Origin of the sequence: Gilliamella sp. G0441, from assembly GCF_050589305.1 — a bacterium.
GTDB lineage: Bacteria > Pseudomonadota > Gammaproteobacteria > Enterobacterales > Orbaceae > Gilliamella.
In genome coordinates this window covers 160961-179941 of the sequence record NZ_JBNRJF010000002.1, presented here as the reverse complement: position 1 = coordinate 179941, position 18981 = coordinate 160961, and the positions used below count along the sequence as shown (strand labels likewise).

The window sequence follows — 18981 nt, the reverse complement described above, 5'->3', positions numbered from 1 at the left end:
CTAACTAACTATAGCGTAGTAAAAATGATACTATCGTTTATAAAGATACTCGCGACCAGAGATCTAAAAAAAATGATTAAATTCATAGGGAGATAGGTAAAAATGAAACATTGTCTATTATTTTTGACGATATTAAGCTGTTTTAGTACTTCCAATTTTGCAAACGCCAATGATAACGAACGTTGCCAAGCATTAGTAAACCTTAAATTTGATGATGCTAAAATTATCAAAACAGAACTTATTGCCGGTCATTTTACACCGCCGTCTAATTTAGCTGATTCATTGCGCAATGCGGATACAAAAGAGATATCTCAACTTCCTCAGCTTTGTCGGATTGAATTGGTGATTCAACCTAAGATCAACGTTGAAGTTTGGTTGCCAACTCAATGGAATCATCGTTTACAGGCCATTGGGGGAGGGGGATATGCTGGTTTTATTCCTTTTGACGAATTAGCTGTTGCAGTTCAAGGAGGGTACGCAGCAATGGGAACAGATACCGGACATCGTGGGAATCTGTTTGAAGGTGATTTTGTATTCAAGAATGATCAGTTACAAGCCGATACGATAGCGGATTTTGCTTATCGTAGTGTTCATGAAATGACAATTAAAACTAAACACATTATTCAAGCATATTATGGTAAACCAGCTGACTATTCTTATTGGAATGGTTGTTCAACGGGTGGGCGACAAGGATTAATGGAGGCGCAAAGATTTCCCGCTGATTATGACGGTATCTATATTGTGGCACCAGCAATTCAATGGGACAAATTTATCCCTTCTGAATTGTGGCCTCAAGTTGTTATGCAAAAGGAGTTAGGGCATCCGATTGACACTCATAAACTTATAATGTTACGAAAGGCAATAATTCAATTAGCTGATGAACAAGATGGAATTAAAGACGGTATAATCAATGATCCAACAGCATTAGAAATTTCTGATAACTTTTTAAAAGAACATAATTTTAATGATGCTGAAATTATAGCATTACGAAAAATTTGGCAAGGTCCGACGAATCAACATGGAGAATCCTTATGGTTTGGTGTGGAAAAAACCGCACCGCAAGAGGCACTTGCTGGTAGTGAACCATTTCCAATCCCTGTTGATTATCTAAAATATTGGATAGCACAGAATCCAAATCTTGATTGGAAAAACATGGACTACCAAAGCTTTGTCGATTATTTTAATGAATCAGTCGATTTATTCAGACCTATTATGGGTACGGATAATCCAGATTTGAGTCAGTTTAAAAAATCTGGTGGAAAAATGATTATTTGGCATGGTTGGGATGATCGTTTAATCCCACCAAAAGGGACGATTCATTATTACAATCACGTTGTAAAATTAATGGGGGGACAGAAACACACGGATGAATTTGTTAAGCTTTATATGGCACCTGGCGTTGATCATTGTAATGGTGGTGATGGTGCAGACCAGATCAATGGTTTTGAATCACTGGTAAATTGGGTCGAAAAACAACAACCGCCAAAAAACCTAACAGCCAAAAAAATAGAGAATGGTAATCTTACTTTGCAACGACCATTATGTGCATATCCACAAAAAACAGTTTACAAAGGTGAGGGTAATACCAATAATCCTGCTAATTTTGAATGTCAGTAAATGCCTTAGTAGTTCTATATAGGTCTGGAAATTGACTTAATGACATAAGTTTAATCTAACAGTTAGCTTTTTCTATAAGCGCTCTGTTAGATTAAATCCCATCTTTTTAAACAATCCAGAAACTTTCACTCCTTTTTAACAGCTATCATCCATGATATTTAATATATTAGTGATTTCAATAGTTGCTAGTTTTTTGTTCTTTTAATAATTTGATAATTCCCATTGTTTGATTTGGTTAAATCTTTCTCTAGCGATATATTTAAAAAAACAATTTATTATCTTGTTTAGCGAATATGTATTTGGCTAACACTCCTCTCGGTGATTTTGAAGAAGGATCCAATATATCCATATCACCAAAGACTAAAAAGCTATCTTTTGCCCGTGAAATTGCGACATTCAACATGCTCGGTTTATCATCAATAAAATTACCATTGGCATGTTTTGAGTAAACTGTTGAAAAGATGATGATCTTTCTTTCTGCTCCCTGTAAGGAGTGAATTGTACCGACAGTTAATGAATCCTCTTCATCATCAACGTTGATTCCACATTCTGACTCCTTAATCACTCTCTTTATTTCTGCAACTTGTGCTCCAAAGGGGGTAACAATGCCAACAATTTTATTTATTGGTTCTTTATACTGATTTTCTAAAATGTCTTTATTTTCGACAAGCCATTTCACAATAACTGTCGCCTCCAATTTATTGAAACGACTGCCGGTATGGGCCTTTTGACAGACACCATCAATATGCAAATAACCTAACGCCGGAAGGTTTGCTTTTTCAGGTGAGCTACCCCGCATTGGTTTGAGTTTTCCTTTATAGACTAATTCGTTGCAAAAACCAATGATTTCATCGTAACATCGGCGATGCTCATATAAGAACATTCCGGGCTCCATATCTGGATCATAATGATAATTGGAAGCTTGTTGTGCAATTCTCATCACACTACCGAAGGATGCCGTTTTTCCTAGTTTTTTAAGATGCTCATACTCCTCTTCAATATCTGAACTGCAAATAATTTTAGCCTTTTGCAAATTACCAATATCGACTTTAGGAGGGACAGACCATATAGGTTCAATTTGGAATGTATCACCAATAACCAGTGCTTTTTTACTTAAAGAAAATGATGCCCCTGCAACCTCGGGTAATACCTGACCAGCCTCATCCACAATAAGTAAATCTGCAAAGCTATATAAGTAATTTTTCTTATATTCTGCCCCTGTGTAGATAAATTTATCAGGTAACATAAAAAATGTGGAAACAATACAGGGTGTTAACTTCATACGTAAATGCCAACGCTTTTTAGTTGGTGCAGCACCATTTTTTCTTTTCCAATTTTCTAGGTCTGGAAGCAGCTCTTCCATATCCATTAACCAACGTCCTTCCCAATAATGGGTTGTCAGTAAGAATACATGAAAGCGAATTTTAATATCTGTAAGCTTATCAACTTGAGTGAATGTTATTTCTTGGTCTTTATCAGTTATACCCAAAGGCTGTAATGCAATATGCCAATCATTCAAAGATTGATTTAACTTTAAAATAATATGATCTATCTCTTTGAGCGTTTTTTGATTTTTTTGTATTGTTAGTTCGAGTGTGTTAAGTTTATTTTCAACAAATTGGGAAATACTATTTATCGTTTGCCATTGTTGTTTTTGTTCGGCCGGCCATATTTTTTTAAGGTGAAGTTTGGCGTTTGATAAGCGTTTTTGAGCTACTGCCGGTATCCATGAAAATAGTGGAAGCCATATGCTTTCATTCGCAAGATATTGTAGCCAAGATGTTTCCACATTTTGCCAAAGACTTTTGCTTGCTTGTTCAGTTTGTAACTGTTGATCATATTTATTTTTTGTATCTGTTAGAGAATCTCCATAAAGCTGCTTTACCTCTTGGCGTAGGTTGGATAAGTTTTGCCATGATTTTTCAATATATTCTAATTTATTCGCTTCTTTTTTTAATGCTTGGTGGAGTTTATTTACGATATCTTTGACAGAGCAATCTTTTAAATCTAACTCAGGGAAGGCTTGTAGCGCACAATTTATATAGTGTTGTTTTGCTTTTTCATAGTATTGTTGAGTTTCAATTTGAGTAAAAAAAGATTCTGTTTGATATGTTTTTTCAGCTTTCTCTGATTTACTTCGAGAAGGGTAATAGGCACCAAAGCTAGCAATATCAGGTAACCATCTACCTGCAAAAACGCCTTCTCCTATAGAAAAGTCTTTCCCAAACGCATCTATAACGTTAGTAACGGCTTGATTGTTGGTGGAAGCAGCTACAATGACGGGAGGTTCACTTTCATCCAGTGCATGTTGTGCCCATATTGAGGCCACCACAGAAAGTAGCATGGTTGTTTTTCCTGTTCCGGGTGGACCATTTACTGCTAATATTTCACCATTTTCAGTACTTAACAAATGATTCAATGCATCTCGTTGCGCATCTGCTAAAGGAAATTGATCACCTGAGTGAGCCAACCGTTTTGAAAAAAGACTATTGCCTGCTAAACAAGGTTGTTTCTTCGTTGAATGTATTGAGGCGAATTTGCTAAAAAGTGGGATGTCATCTGTAGAATCACGTAACTTGTCATATAAAGAAACTATGTGCATAGCTGCATTTTTGATAACATCTTTTTTGATGATATAGCCGTAATTTAATGACTCAAAAGTATTATCACTTTCAAGCCAATCCTTAGCGATGGCTTTAAGCAGTGAATCACAATCTTTTAAATAGGTTTTCCAAGCTACGATATATTCTTCTTCTGTTAATTCACAATTTCCTTGCTCATCTTCCTGATAATTAATACCCGACACAATATTAGAGGTTAAATAGCGGTCAAGGTTATCTACCGAACCTACTGAAAATGACCCCTTTACCAGTGGCTCTAAAATATCACGAGATATAATAGTTTCATTGTTCAAGGGGTATAGTCTGCCATTTCTTGCTAATAATGCATTGGTTGCTACTGGCACAACAAACTCAGGGATATCTTTTTTGGCAAAAGTATGTTCAATTATATTTCGATAAACTTTAGGTCTTAAAACGACCTCAATAGTTTTGCGATCTTCTGGCTCATTTTGAAAAAGTTGTTGAGTTAATTCACTGCTAATTTGACCGTTTTCCAATACCACCGAGTCACATATTAAAAACTGTTCAATGTCTTTGCTATCCAAGCCACCTTTTGCGAAAATAGAATCCACTAAAGAATTGCGCCAATAACCGGCAAAAAATTGAGCATTTTTGTCCATAATTTATCCCTTATTATTTCGCTTCCCTTAAAAAACATCTACGATAGTAGATAAACTTTGTTATTTATCATAATTAGCAAGTTATCTATTAGGTTAGATATCAATAATTTTTGAAGAATGTAAATATATTCATTTTTATAATTTAGAGCTTCGAGAATTTGTTTTCTGTGCCTTTAGCCTCATCATATCCCAAAAGCTTTTCCGTAATTATAAACACTTTAAGTTATCTGTTTATTATGACTATTAGGTTTGTTGTTTGTCGTTCGACAACAATCTATATCTTAATTTTTAGAGTTTTTTTACAAAAAAAGATAATAATTATTATTCTATACCGTGTTAAAACTTATATGATATTAACTATCAGATCTAATGTAAAGAGTATAAAACTCGATATCTTTTGGCTTTTTTAAAAGTCGTTTTTGTTTAATGTTTTTGAATCTAATTGGAATAATTAGGTATATCCGATTGAATAATGAAAAGAGGGGGCTTAATTATACTTTTAGTATCTGTCAATATGTACTAGGGTAAAGTCTTGATATAATTTTATTGAATTTGATAAGTTTATATATTTTTATGGATATTGAAATTGGAACGGAAAACGAGGTACGTAATAAACTTTATAACTTATTATATATAAAAGACAGACACCAATATTGCTTTTGCTAACGGTCTAGTTTCTTGTAGTACTCAATTGACTTTTACGGACTTGAATTACCATAACAACTCATTGATGATAAGTTATTTAATAGAACAATTTGACATCAATGAATTGACCGATTTTTTATAAGATTTAATTATTTTTTCTGCTCGTTCAATGAGTTCGTGACGTATATGTTCAGGCTCTAAACAAATACATTGATGACCTAAGCCCAGCAAAATGCCATAACTGTAGTCATCATCAATAAAGTCAAAATTTACAAGATATTGTTGTTCGTTTAATTTCTTAATATCTTTTTCGTCACAAAAATCTAAAATACGTTCCAAAAGCGATTCATCTATTAATAATTTTATTTTAAAAATCTTTTTTTTCATCTCCGTTTGGAATAGATAAAATGCTTCAGGCGTTGTTTGCCTAATAAATTTAGTGTTAGTTTCTCTAATGTTTGACATTTTTGACAATTTAAATACACGAAAGTCATTTTTAGTTAGACAAAAAGCTTGTAAATACCATTCTTTTTCCTTAAAAATAAGTTTATATGGCTCAATTAAACGTGTCGCTTGTTTATTCCTAATATTTAAATAATCAAACGATAAAAGCAGTTGTTCTTTCAGTGCCAGTCTTATAATAGATATTTTGTTATCAATATTTTGTTTGGAAAACCAAGGCGATAAATCAACAATAAGTTGATTTAAGTTATTTGCTACTTCATCAAGTTCTTGTTCTGATAAAAAACTCTTTATTTTCTCGAATGTTCTTAAATTTTCACTTTCTTTTAAAACCGGTGAGGATAATAAGTTAAGGCCTTTTAATAAAACAATGACATCTTCTTTAGTGAATAGACCTTTACTAATTTTGTAGTTTTTTAAGATACTTATTCCACCGGCACTTCCTTGATAGGTAATAATGGGGATTCCCGCTCCTTCGATAACTTGTATATCTCGGTAAATAGTACGCAATGATACATTTAATTTTTCGGCTAATTCTTTACCACTGATTTTTTCTCTTTGAAGCAATACCATGATGATAGTAATTATACGATTAATTTTCATGTGTTTTGTTTGCAAAATAATTTAGATTGAATTTTAAATATGACATACAGTTGTCATTAATGCTACATCATAATATTGATCACTAAAATTAAGTAAATCAATTTTCACATTAAAAGGAAAGCAAAAATGTTTAAACCTAATAGCGTTATTGTTTATGTCAAAGATGTCGATGCTAGCACAGAGTTTTACGCAAAAATACTAGGTCGCCCACCTGTTAAAACTTATCCTGGCTTTGCTGTATTTTTATTGAATGATAATTTTATTTTGGGGCTGCAAGAGGCTGATAAAATAACGCCAAAGGCTCCCAATCATTATGGGGGATTTGAGCTGTCATTTAGTGATGTAACAAAAAATGATGTAGATGCGATTTATTCTGCATGGAAAAAACTAAACGTTAAAATTGAACTTGAACCCCAAATGCTCGATTTCGGATACACATTTGTAGGAAATGATCCTGATGGTCATCGACTCCGTGTTTGTGCTACCGATACCTCAAAGTTTGAGTAGAATAATATCTTAAGAACTTAAAACCATGAGTGCTTTAAACATTTTACTTAAGTTATCGTTCTCATTAAAATTAAAAATAGACGGAGAAACCTATACCGTCTTAAAATGCAACTACAGCATTAAAATGCCGACTGACTTCACTACCAAGCGATTTTTTAGATGAATAGGTGCTTTACAAGTAGGGGCTTTAATTATTGGCTCATTCATTATCTAAAATATCCTAGCCTATCTAAGAATAGCATATTACTTAATAGTATCAGATAATCTTCTAAGTAGAAATTAAGCATTTTTCTTTACATTCTGTAATTAATATTAATGACATAAAATGTCAGCCAATTTCCTCTCACGCACTAAGTAGTTTTATTTAAGTAGTATCAACATTACATATCTTTAATTATTAAGGCTAGTTATATCAATATGTTTCTATATAATATATGGTAGTGATTATTGGAGGTTTATTATTAAAGGATTTGGGCATGACTTATCAGTTTAATAAGCCACGCTGGATGCGTGATTTAATTAGGTTTTTACATTTAAAGAGCCAGTTTGTATTGTCAGGTAATATCAGGGATTTACAAGCGTGTGAAGTGGCTCCTGGGGTTATTACACCACAAACATTTGAGTTGGCGTTATATCGTGCTCTCCGCAATGTAGGGTATAGTCAAGTACTGATTTGGGATCCTTTATCGGGGTTTTATGGTTTACAAACGCCAGATTTACCAGCTATCGATATTGATAAATTATTACAACAAGTAGGATTAACGCCAGAAAAAGGGCGGGCTGCTGCAGGCATTGATTTATTGGGAAATGCATTAGAAAATTTTGTTAATCTTAATGACGAGCCTGTTGCATTAATTATTGATTTTGCCTCACAACTGACCATTCGTGCAGATAACTTAAGTGCAGCAGAACATCAGCTGTTTACGCGGGCATTAGTACTCTCTCATCGAGTGAATGCAAGACCAGCTGGTACAAATCGTACGCCCTTTTTTAATACTGTACTTTGGTTGGTAGAAAAAGAAGGGGATTTACCTGACTGGTTATTAGTAAATAATCCACGAATTCGTCATATTCCAGTTTCTAAACCAGACAGCGCTGCTCGTCGAGCATTAGCCTCTGGATTAATAAAAGGTATTCCTGGTTCACAACAAACTTCGCCAGAATTGATGGCAAAAGCGGAAACAACTTTTGTTAACAGTACAGAGGGGATGTTATTGCTGGATATGAATGCCATTACGACATTGGCAAGAGTAGAGAAACTGAGCATTGATGATATCAATGATGCCGTAAGGCGCTATAAAGTAGGTGTAACGGAAGATCCTTGGCAGAAAATTGATCGTGAAAAAATAGCACAAGCAGATAACTTTGTGTATCAACGAGTTAAAGGACAAAATCATGCGGTTGTCCATATGCTCGATATTATAAAGCGAGCAATTACAGGTATTGGTGCTAACCGAAGAGGTAATAGACCTCGTGGCGTAGTTTTTTTAGCAGGTCCAACAGGTGTAGGTAAAACAGAGCTTGCCAAAACAGTTACCAGTTTGCTCTTTAATGATGAAAGCGCATACATTCGCTTTGATATGTCTGAGTTTAGTTCAGAATTTTCCGATCAGCGTTTAATTGGTTCACCTCCCGGCTATGTGGGCTATGATGTAGGCGGGGAGCTAACCAATGCAATACGTGAAAAACCGTTTAGTGTCGTATTATTTGATGAGATTGAAAAAGCTCATCCTCGGGTTATGGATAAATTTTTACAAATTTTAGATGATGGTGTTCTAACTTCTGGTCGAGGTGAGCGTGTTTATTTTTCAGAGGCACTCATCATTTTTACATCCAATCTTGGAATTTATAAACTGACCGAAACAGGTGAGCGCATTCCTAACGTTACTGCTAATGTTCAATTTGATGATGTTCAAGCAAGAGTAAAAAATGAAATTGAGCGGCATTTTAAATTTGTTTTAAATCGCCCCGAAATATTGAATAGGATAGGCGAAAATATTATTGTCTTTGACTTTATTCGTCCTGATGTGGCGGAGCAAATATTCCAACAAATGATTGATGGTGTGATTGAAGATTTACTATCACAAGGGTTAATTTTATCATTTACCCCAGAAGCATTAGACAGTTTGAGAAACATTGCTTTAGCTGATTTATCAAATGGTGGTCGAGGAATACGTAATCACATAGAGGCTTATTTATTAAATCCATTGGCTCGTGAGTTGTTTAAGTTAAACCCTCAAACAGGTCAAACATTAGTGGTAACTCAGTTGCAAATAGGGCAATTAATTTTGGAGTAAATGGTGTTAACAGTTGGTATCTCGCGTATTCATTTTCCAGTAACAACACTAGGACCAGGTAGGCGACTTGGTATTTGGTTTCAAGGTTGTAGTTTACGTTGTGAGGGTTGTATTTCAGTTGATACATGGGCAACAGCAAAAACGTTAATTTCAATTGAACAACTGATGATGAAGCTTTCCTCTTACCTACCTTTGATTGATGGGATTACTATCTCTGGCGGGGAACCGTTCGATCAATTTGAGGCGTTGTTGGCTATTGTGGTTCAGTTACGCGAAAGAACAAAGGTCGATATTTTAGTGTACACAGGGTATGGCGTTGAAGATATTACCGATCAGTTACAGCAAATTAAACCTTACATTGATGTGTTAATCAGTGACCCCTTTCAACGGCAGAGTTCACAAACTTTAAGGTTAAGAGGTAGTGATAATCAAAGGTTACATTGTTTTACCTCACAAGCTGTAGAAAAATTTGCCTATTATCAGCAAGCAGTTACAACTGAGGATAAAGTATTAGATGTCATGTTTGATGCAGAAGGTGTTGTCTGGTTTGCCGGCATTCCTAGGCGCGATGATTTCGTAAAATTACAAACTCTTTTAAAGCAACAAGGGCACCAGATAAAAGTGACCGCTGATAAAACAAAGTATTAAGGATTTCAGAATGGCAATGATGCGGTTTTGTCCTAATTGTCAAACAGAGCGATCTCTTCATGAGATTTTCTGTGAAGGGACTATTAACGATGAACCCTGTGGTTGGGATTTGTCATCAGTAACTATTAGTGAAACAGGATGGCGCCCCCAGAGCGTTGTAACGGTCAATGATGTGTTGCCAGAAATCACTGTTTCACATTGTGTTAATGGCCATATCATGGATACAGGTGATTTAATTTGCATGGAGTGCGGTGCTGATTTAGCCGAGATAGATAATTCAGAAAATCCAGAACGAATATCTTCTAACCATGAAGAAACCATAACAGAGTCTGATATTACAACCATTGATGATTGGCAGTTACTGCAACTTATTAGTCAAACAGATGGCGTGCGTGAACGTTATTTGGTCAAAAGATTACATGATGAAAAACGTGCAGTTCTAACGCTCTATCATACTGGTGCTGAGCCAAATATTGATGTATATGAAGTCTTGCGTAACCTTCCTCGTGAGCATGTGCCAGAAATTATTACTAAAGGTCGTTGGAACGACCAAGCTTATGTTGTGGCTGAAGAATTAACAGGTGGTGTATTAGCTGATCTGGGGATGGTCATTAATGATATGGATACTATTCGCCATGTCATGACAGAGCTAGGTCAAGCACTAAATGCTTTTACCGCAGCCGGTTTACGTCATTGTGATTTAAGACCTAATAACTTATTAGTGCGAACAAAAGAACCTCTGGATTTAGTGATCACGGGGTTTGGTTCAGCTAGGCTCTCAGAGTTTGATCTAGAAGTCATATCGCCTTTGGCAACTACTTTTTATACTGCGCCAGAAGTTGTAGCAGGTGGTGTGAGTGTCGCTTCTGATTGGTGGAGCTTGGGCGTTATTCTACTAGAGCAATTGACACAAGGTAAATGCTTTGAGGGCGTAAATACACAAGCGTTTATCATTCAAGTACTGGCTAGTGGTGTAGATATTCCAACCACATTGGACCCTCGGTTACAGTTGCTATTAAGAGGGCTATTGACTAAAGATCATCATCGTCGCTGGCAATGGTCTGAAGTTCAAGCGTGGATTAACGGCGAGGATGTAGCTGCTCCAGAAATTGTGCAAGCGGCTGCGCAAGAAGTTGATCTCGATAAGAGTATTTCCTTAGGTGGAAAAAGTTACCATAGAGTTAAATTATTTGCATTAAATGCAGCTAACCCTGTTAATTGGCAAGAGGCGACAGAGCTTTTGTCTCGAGGTAATTTGGTGACATGGTTAGAGCAAGCAGATTTTGACGCCACGAGTCTAGCCACTATCAGAGAGGTTATGCGTAAGCCGGATTTAACATCGGATATGCAATTGATGGTGGTATTAAAGATTTTAAATCCTGACATCCCACTCATTATAGCCGGTAATATTGTGACGCCAAATTGGTTATTGCAACATCCTAGTGATGGATACCAGCTTATTTCAGGGGTTATTCCAAGTTTACTAAAAGCGTCTGAGGTGTGGTTATGGCATTTACATGAGCGAGCTAATACAGTTCGTCAGCGTGCTTTAAACTTACAAATAAAACTTGATGAGGAAGTTTTAAGAATCCATTTGTTATCTGCTTCTCGAGCCCAATTAGCAGCCATATGGTCGGAAAAAAGTGCCCTGTTTCCGGATGCAAATAATGCAGGGCTACTGTCATTATTAGAGCGACGTATCATTAGCGAAGAGGATTTTATTGTTTTACTCAGTGCTGAGCTTGGACAGTTTAAATCATTAGATACAGTACTTAAAGAGTCACTCAAATTAGGAAAGAAATTAAACATTGATATGGTTGATGATGAGGCGTTAAGAAAGTTAATCGCGCAACCACGTTTGACTCTTTATCAACAGTTAAATGAACTAATAGAGGGGTTTGCCAGCACGGGGGTGGATGAAGTCGACCAATGGGCAGAACAATACCGTCTTGAAAAACGCATGCCATTACCGAAATTGTTGGTTTTATTAAGTATTGGACCTGAAAAATGGGTTAAGCCCCACAAACGGCAGTATACCTCTCAGATTATTGATTTTTTCCATAAAAAAGTCACTACGTCTATATTAAAAGGCCCTTTGGTGAGAATGCGTCTAGGAATGCACACTGCGCGTGTCGATATTAATTTATTAGGTACAGAAAGAACGTCTGCCAATAAATTGTTAGATCATATTGTACAACGCAATAGCCGACCGCAAACTATTGATCTGGAAGCCTTTCAAGCCAACAACTTTATCGAGTATCAATTGCGTAATTTATACCGTCAATCTAATCTCTGTAGAAGAGATACGGGGATTAATGGATTGTACATGGGATTCCCTTTTTTGCTTTATCAAGAGCCTAATAGCAATCGATTACCTCGTATTGCTCCGCTATTACTTTGGCCCATTACACTTAATTATGATATGGGCGTTCCCAATCGTATTACTTTAGCATTTGATAATGAACGTGAAGAAATCAGGGTTAATCCTGCATTAGAAGGTATGTTGGGAAAGGCGTTGTATGAAGATTGGAAAAGCGTTATAGATGAGTTATTAGCGAGATCTGCGCTGACGACACTCGAAGTTATGGATACATTAACTAATTTGGGGAGTGTATCGTCTAGGCAAGTGCAAAATCTACCTATTAATTTTGACACTGAACTTAGTGAAGTCTGCATTGCATGTTCGGCTGTGTTATTTGATGTAAACTTTTTAGGTCAATCCATCGGTGAAGAACTTAACCGTTTAAAGAAATTATCACCTGTTAATACTGCGTTAGAAACAGCACTACGTTTAAAGCCTTATCAAGCAGTTGCTGAAATTCCTGAAAAGCCGGCAGAGTTAGATCGCTATTTTTCAGTGTCCAGTGACCCTTCGCAAGAAAATGCCGTTTTGCAAGCACGACAAGACTCAGGACTCTTAATTGAGGGGCCTCCAGGGACAGGGAAAAGCCAAACCATTGTAAATATGGTGGGCGATGCGATTGGTCGAAATAAAACTGTGTTGATTGTTTGCCAAAAAAAAGCTGCCTTAGAGGTGGTATATAAACGCTTAGCTGCTGAGGGGCTAGATTCTCGAAGTATTATGGTCAATGATGTTAATGCAAATAGAAATTCGGTGATTAGTAGTATACGAGAACAACTGGGATTATTATTTAAATTTCCTGAAAGAACGGATTGGATCGAAAAGCGTAAGCGAGTTGCAGCCAAAATTACAGATTTAGAAAATCGTTTAGATAGTCATCACGAGGCACTACATCAACAAGATCCTCAAACGGGGTTAAGCTATAGAGAATTGATTGCTGATTTAATTGGTGTTAATAAAAACTATCAGTTATTTGCAGCACCTCAAATAAGATCAGTGATAAGTGATTGCGATCCACAACAGTTAATAGCATTAGAAAATGAGTGTGCACCACTAGTGCGTTTTTGGTTGCCAGCCTGTTATGAAAATAGTCCTCTAATTCATTTAAAAGCATTTTCCCATGATTTAGCGACACTAGAAGATTTTAAAAAATTCTTTACCCATTTTTTAAGTGTTGAACAGCTAAGAATGGGTAAGTTAACTAATTGTACGCGCTTTGAAGTAGACAACCCAAAACCTTACCAGCAATGGATTGAAGCAGAGGGGGATCATTTTCTGACGATCTCAGAAAGTATTCGCGCACGTTTAGTAAAATGGTTGACTTTTTTTAAGTTGGGTGCTGATTCTTCCGCTGTATTAGAAGGCGATTTACTGATTAACCAACTGACTCTATTGAAAGAGCGCTTAGCACTGTTAAATGAAAGCTATTGGTGTGATTTATCCCTTAAACTTTGTTTGTTAGAGTTAGATGTATTAAATGATTTATCAAATAAAGCTCGACTGATGTTAATGCCTAGACCATGGTATAGTTTCTTAAGTATTAAACGTTATAGATCAAAACAGGCGTTATTAGCATTTTTAGCATCACAAGGCGAACTGCCGAATTTGGAGGGCATTCCTAAGCTTTATAATGCATTGGTGCTTGAGCAAGAATATCGCCCCATTCGTCAAGAAATACAGACTATATGCGCTACACTACAATTGCCTGTGCCTGATAACCGTACAAACCTTAATATAAAAAATGTCGTCAATGAAACATTAACAAGTTTGCAAGAGGTAAAAGAATGGGCTAAAAGAATTATGTCAGCACCTCACTGTGAAGAAGTTGAAAAGTCAGTCCTACAAGGTAAAGTGGCATTCGAACACTTATTAAATGATTATCATACCGCTTTTGAAAGATATGCTTCACGTAAAGCTTCTTTAGAGGCATTATTGCCGTTAGTGAGTTATTTTGAAGATACTCTCTATGGAAACTGCAAAACATCTATCGAAAAATATGAAATTTCTCCTCTGTTGCTGATAGAAATTAACCGTGTACTCGATACCATGGAAGCTTACCAATATTTTAGAAAACGTGTTCCACAATTATCAACCAAGGCTATTAAGTTGTTTGAACGTTTAAGGCTCTATCAGGAAGAATTAACTCATTTACCCACTACAGCGCTTGATAAAAGTTTTAGACAATTATTAAATTATGAGGCTAAACAGACATGGAAAGCGCGTATTGAGCAAGATAACCCTGTATTGCTAACCAATGAGGATGAAATTCAACAACAAATTCAGGCTTTAGCCAAAGCTGACGAAGAGATCCGTGAATTAAATAAAACCTTATTTACGCACAATATTCCTGTCGGTAAGTTAGCGAGTGCTAGAGAATGGGAAGATATTACACGATTAACCGGGCAGCGTGCAAGAAGATTGCGTGAGTTTGTAGAACAAGGTGTGCAGTTAGGGCTTATGAGTTTAAGACCCATTTGGTTAATGAATCCTGATATTGTGAGTCGGCTATTGCCTTTAAAAGCAGGCTTGTTCGATGTGGTCATTTTTGATGAGGCTTCACAAATGCCTGTCGAATATGCAATACCATCACTTTATCGCGCTAAAGTGGCTGTCGTGAGTGGGGATGAAAAGCAAATGCCACCTAGCTCTTTCTTTAGTGCTCAAGCAGAGCTTGAGGAAGATTTAGATCTTAATTTAAGCGCTGAATTAACCGATGAAGAACAACAAGAGGTATTACAAGGCAAATGGGACTCAAAAGAAATTACGGATTGTCCTGATTTATTACAGCTTGCTCGTTCAGTATTACCAACTACAGGCTTGCAAATTCACTATCGTTCGGAATATCGAGAGTTAATTGATTATTCGAATGCTGCTTTCTATATGAATCAACTAAATATACCCGTTCGGCATCCGTTAGAAACGATTAAACAAGCACAGCCTTTAGAGTATATATGGGCTAATGGAGTATATGAACAACAAACAAATTTAAAAGAGGCCAAAAAAGTTGTTCAAGTGGTGGACAATATTTGGCAGCAGTCATCGGGCAAACGTCCTTCTATAGGCGTCGTTACATTTAATAAAAAACAAGCAGACTTAATTGAAAAGTTCTTTTATGAAAAAGCAGCTGAAGATGAAACGTTTGCCACCATCTTCAAAGAAGAAAATCAACGTATGGACAACGGCGAAGATATGTCCATTTTTATTAAAAATGTTGAAAATGTACAAGGCGATGAACGTGACATTATTGTGTTCTCGACAACTTTCGGATGCAATGAGAAAGGAATCTTTAGACGTAATTTCGGCGTATTAGGACAACAGGGTGGAGAAAGGCGGCTTAATGTGGCCATTACACGAGCTCGTAAGAAAATAATTTTAGTCTCCTCAATGCCGATAGACGATATTTCTGATATGTTATCTGGCAAACAGAGCCCAACTACACCTAGGGATTATTTACAATGCTATTTAGCTTATGCTAAAGCATTGTCAGAAGGTAAATTTGACTACAGTAAAGATCTACTTAATCGAGTTACGGGTTATAGCCAGTTTGTTATTGATAGAACAGAGACTATGCAACAAGATGCTTTTCTTGATGATGTAGAAGCCTATATCCAGTCTTTGGGGGTAGGATATATGCGTCAATCAGGAAATGGGGTATTCGCATTAGATTTTGCGATTGAAGACCCAGCAACGAAACTATACAGTATTGGGATTGAATGTGATGCACCTATTAACGCATTGTTAAATCATGCTAGATCGCGTGAAATTTGGCGACAATCGGTTTTAAAACGTGCAATTCCTAATATCATACGTATTTCATCACATAATTGGTATGAAAATAAAGAACAAGAAAAGAAACGTTTAAAAACGTTGGTTGAAACTGTATTAACATCCGAGGTAAGTCAATGAGTGGCCCAAAAGTTGTCAGAATTGTTACGCTAGAAGAAATGATGGCTACCAGCAAAGGGCATTTGGCCCGTCTGGATCAATCAATTAAGCAATGGCAAAAAGCAATGGATAAGCTGAATGAAACAGATGAAAAGTTTTATGAAACAATCATTGCAAAACGAAAAACCTTTGATCAAATGTTAGAAGAGCAACGTTTCTCAGACATACAAAGACTTGTAGCGATTGAAATAACCAGTCTAAGTGACGATATCGCACAACGTCGACAATTAAAGGTCGCTACAAAAAGTCAGCAAGCTATTGAAGAAAAGCAAGCAAAAGAAAATATCAAAGCTCTAATTAATTTATTAAATAATAAACAAGTTGAACTCACCGATCAATTCAATAACGAATTACAGCAAGCGATTAAAGGTAAATATCAGGGGAATGTTAATCAGCTTTTAACGAAAGCCTTTAATTTACTCACGCCTAAAAACACCAAAGAACTTTCAGAAAAGCAACAAGCTTTGCTGGATCGTATGGTGGTTGATGACACCACGCAAACCTTTGCAAGCTGGTTAGAACAACAAAATATTGAATTGCAAAAAGACCCTTATATACAAAAAATTGAACACTATCTTGCAGAATTATCACTTGAACAAAAAGAAGTTTATGATGTATTTATTGAGCGCTTAAACAACATTGAGCAGGAGTTACAACCTAACCGTAAGAAACTACTACTGGATAGTATTATTCTAGACTTAGCTCAAGCGGTTAATGAGGCCAAGGAACGTGGAGTTTTACAAGCACAATTGGAATTATTAATCGCTGAATTACAACAAAAAACAACGGAGCCTTTAGATTTTGATTTTAATAAACTTGACACGATGAGTGTTAAAGAATTGAAAATATTAATAGATAATTGCGAACATACGCTGGCAAAAATCACAGAAAAAACAGAAGCGATGTACAGACAACAAGTTATTTTACAGGGACTGGCTAGCTTAGGATATGAAGTACGACACGGAATGGATACACAGTGGGCGAAAGATGGGCGATTAGTTTTGCGTAATCCTTCTACACCTGGTTACGGCATAGAGTTAGCCGCAAACGCTGAGGTGGCACGCATGCAGGTACGAGCAGTTAAATTGACTTCCGAAAATAATCAACAACGTGATAGTGATATTGAAACCCTTTGGTGTAGTGATTTTACCAAGTTACAGCAATGGTTAGCCAAACAAGGTTCTGACTTAATTATTGAAAAAGCATTGCCGGTTGGTGCCGTTCCTTTAAAATCTGTTATATCAGAGGAAATTGATTCTTTACAAAAAACGACGGAGCAAAAAACTTTATCTTCTAAAAAAATCTAAAAACAGTATCTTCTGGAAAGTTATTTTGTTTTTGTGGCAAGTTGAACATTAGGTAAATTATTAGATAATTCTGAAGATTTTTGGGTTTATGATGATAATACAATGGTGAAGTAGACGTAATAGAGCATTAATTATGCTTCCCTGTCTTTGCTTAATTGGTCTAATAATCCCTTTTCTTGGCGAAGTATTTCTTTTTCATTAATTTTTATCAAAATATTTTAAAATACACCCTCGTCAGCCCACTTTTCAAAAATTTATAATCGTGTTCTAATTCCTGCTCTGTGTTATAAAAATAAATACTTTTGTATCTTTCCTTGAATTCTTCCAGTTTTTCTTTATCTTTCATTAAATAATAAAATTTGTAAATACTTCCATATTTATTAATAACCTCCAGAGTATTTGGTTTTTTACTACTTGAGGTATCAAACCGGATATATTCTTCATATACTTCGATAGCCCTTTCATATTTACCTTGTCTTGCTAATGCTTCTTTTAGCCTTAAATAAACAAAGGCATACCAATCTAATATAATGCTAAGCTTTTTCTTCATAGAGTAAGTATCTTTATCTGAATCTCTGTGAGCGATCATATATTCACAATTTATTTCCATCTCCTGATCATTTTTTAGATGTTTATCATATAATCGGATTAAACTCATTCTTACATTATGAAAATCAGGATCAGTGTTTTGGTTTTTTTTAAAATAAGATTCTTTTCTTCATATTTGGCATTTTTTACACAAATTAATCCTAATAACTCAAATGCTTCTTTTGAATTGGGTTCCGCTTCGATAATTTCTTTAGCATAATATTCCCCTGAATCTTCACTTCCTGCTTCAAAATACGCAGATGATAATAAATATTTATATTGAAAATTATTCGGATACTCATCTACTATCTGATGAAGATTTCCAAGAATCTCACCAAATAGTCCTTTTGCACCTAATCATTCTTTTTCTTTATATGCTTTAATTTCTGCTAAAATTTTTTTTATATTTCTATCCATTACAAATCTAATTTTTAACCTAATTTACTATTTCCAGGAGGAAGAGCTTCATGTCGATTTAAATAAAATGATATTAACATTTTTCCAATATTTTTACCTTCCAAAATTCATGTACTCGCGTATCATTATTGAATGATCTTTGTAGATAAAGAATATAAATAAGATTTTGAATCTCAAGAAAAAGGATTTTTTTAGATACTTAAAAAGAAGCAAAGCTAGAAAATTATAATCACGGAAGTATAATTAATCAAAAAATCGAGAAAATGGGAAATTTTATAAATTTACTAAAGACAAAGATCCTTTAGAAATTGAAAAATAGATTGATATATCAAGATTAATAAA

9 protein-coding genes are annotated in these 18981 nt (G+C 35.5%); 6 read left to right on the top strand and 3 right to left on the bottom strand.

Annotated features, from left to right (window positions below; all coding sequences use genetic code 11):
- The first annotated feature begins 102 nt into the window (after window positions 1–102).
- Window positions 103–1617, top strand: a complete 1515-nt coding sequence (locus tag ACKJXD_RS02995) for a tannase/feruloyl esterase family alpha/beta hydrolase (protein WP_430875480.1) — start codon at window positions 103–105, stop codon at window positions 1615–1617.
- A 259-nt stretch (window positions 1618–1876) separates the two neighbouring features.
- Here the strand turns inward: ACKJXD_RS02995 and ACKJXD_RS02990 are convergent, their stop codons facing one another.
- Together ACKJXD_RS02990 and ACKJXD_RS02985 are read right to left on the bottom strand one after the other, a co-directional pair.
- Window positions 1877–4858: a DEAD/DEAH box helicase gene (locus ACKJXD_RS02990; protein ID WP_430875479.1), complete on the bottom strand. Its 2982-nt coding sequence runs from the start codon at window positions 4856–4858 to the stop codon at window positions 1877–1879.
- Window positions 4859–5596: 738 nt separating this feature from the next.
- Window positions 5597–6568, bottom strand: coding sequence for a helix-turn-helix transcriptional regulator (locus ACKJXD_RS02985; protein WP_430875478.1), 972 nt, complete (start codon window positions 6566–6568; stop codon window positions 5597–5599).
- Window positions 6569–6694: 126 nt separating this feature from the next.
- On the opposite strand from ACKJXD_RS02985, the gene ACKJXD_RS02980 reads away from it, so the two are divergent.
- From ACKJXD_RS02980 to ACKJXD_RS02960, 5 genes are all read left to right on the top strand, one after another.
- The gene (locus ACKJXD_RS02980; protein WP_430875477.1) at window positions 6695–7075 is read left to right on the top strand and encodes a VOC family protein; all 381 of its coding nucleotides are present in this window, start codon (window positions 6695–6697) and stop codon (window positions 7073–7075) included.
- A 476-nt stretch (window positions 7076–7551) separates the two neighbouring features.
- The gene (locus ACKJXD_RS02975) at window positions 7552–9372 is read left to right on the top strand and encodes an AAA family ATPase (protein WP_430875476.1); all 1821 of its coding nucleotides are present in this window, start codon (window positions 7552–7554) and stop codon (window positions 9370–9372) included.
- Window positions 9373–10020 (top strand): 4Fe-4S single cluster domain-containing protein, encoded by a 648-nt coding sequence (locus ACKJXD_RS02970; protein WP_430875475.1) that lies wholly within the window; start codon window positions 9373–9375, stop codon window positions 10018–10020.
- A 10-nt stretch (window positions 10021–10030) separates the two neighbouring features.
- A complete protein-coding gene (locus ACKJXD_RS02965) occupies window positions 10031–16288 on the top strand; it encodes a protein kinase domain-containing protein (RefSeq protein ID WP_430875474.1) in 6258 nt (2085 codons plus the stop codon).
- Window positions 16285–17634, top strand: coding sequence for a hypothetical protein (locus ACKJXD_RS02960; protein ID WP_430875473.1), 1350 nt, complete (start codon window positions 16285–16287; stop codon window positions 17632–17634). Before ACKJXD_RS02965 ends, ACKJXD_RS02960 begins: the two co-directional genes overlap by 4 nt.
- Window positions 17635–17842: 208 nt before the next feature.
- On the opposite strand, the gene ACKJXD_RS02955 is transcribed toward ACKJXD_RS02960, so the two are convergent.
- Window positions 17843–18244 carry a hypothetical protein gene (locus ACKJXD_RS02955; RefSeq protein ID WP_294829193.1) on the bottom strand — a complete coding sequence of 134 codons (402 nt, stop codon included), beginning with the start codon at window positions 18242–18244 and terminating at the stop codon, window positions 17843–17845.
- Between the last annotated feature and the right edge of the window lie 737 nt (window positions 18245–18981).

Bases quoted from the DNA above. Each gene is read 5' to 3' on its own strand.
- ACKJXD_RS02995 (WP_430875480.1), top strand. From the start codon at position 103: ATGAAACATTGTCTATTATTTTTGACGATATTAAGCTGTTTTAGTACT.
- ACKJXD_RS02990 (WP_430875479.1), bottom strand. From the start codon at position 4,858: ATGGACAAAAATGCTCAATTTTTTGCCGGTTATTGGCGCAATTCTTTA.
- ACKJXD_RS02985 (WP_430875478.1), bottom strand. From the start codon at position 6,568: ATGAAAATTAATCGTATAATTACTATCATCATGGTATTGCTTCAAAGA.
- ACKJXD_RS02980 (WP_430875477.1), top strand. From the start codon at position 6,695: ATGTTTAAACCTAATAGCGTTATTGTTTATGTCAAAGATGTCGATGCT.
- ACKJXD_RS02975 (WP_430875476.1), top strand. From the start codon at position 7,552: ATGACTTATCAGTTTAATAAGCCACGCTGGATGCGTGATTTAATTAGG.
- ACKJXD_RS02970 (WP_430875475.1), top strand. From the start codon at position 9,373: ATGGTGTTAACAGTTGGTATCTCGCGTATTCATTTTCCAGTAACAACA.
- ACKJXD_RS02965 (WP_430875474.1), top strand. From the start codon at position 10,031: ATGGCAATGATGCGGTTTTGTCCTAATTGTCAAACAGAGCGATCTCTT.
- ACKJXD_RS02960 (WP_430875473.1), top strand. From the start codon at position 16,285: ATGAGTGGCCCAAAAGTTGTCAGAATTGTTACGCTAGAAGAAATGATG.
- ACKJXD_RS02955 (WP_294829193.1), bottom strand. From the start codon at position 18,244: ATGGAAATAAATTGTGAATATATGATCGCTCACAGAGATTCAGATAAA.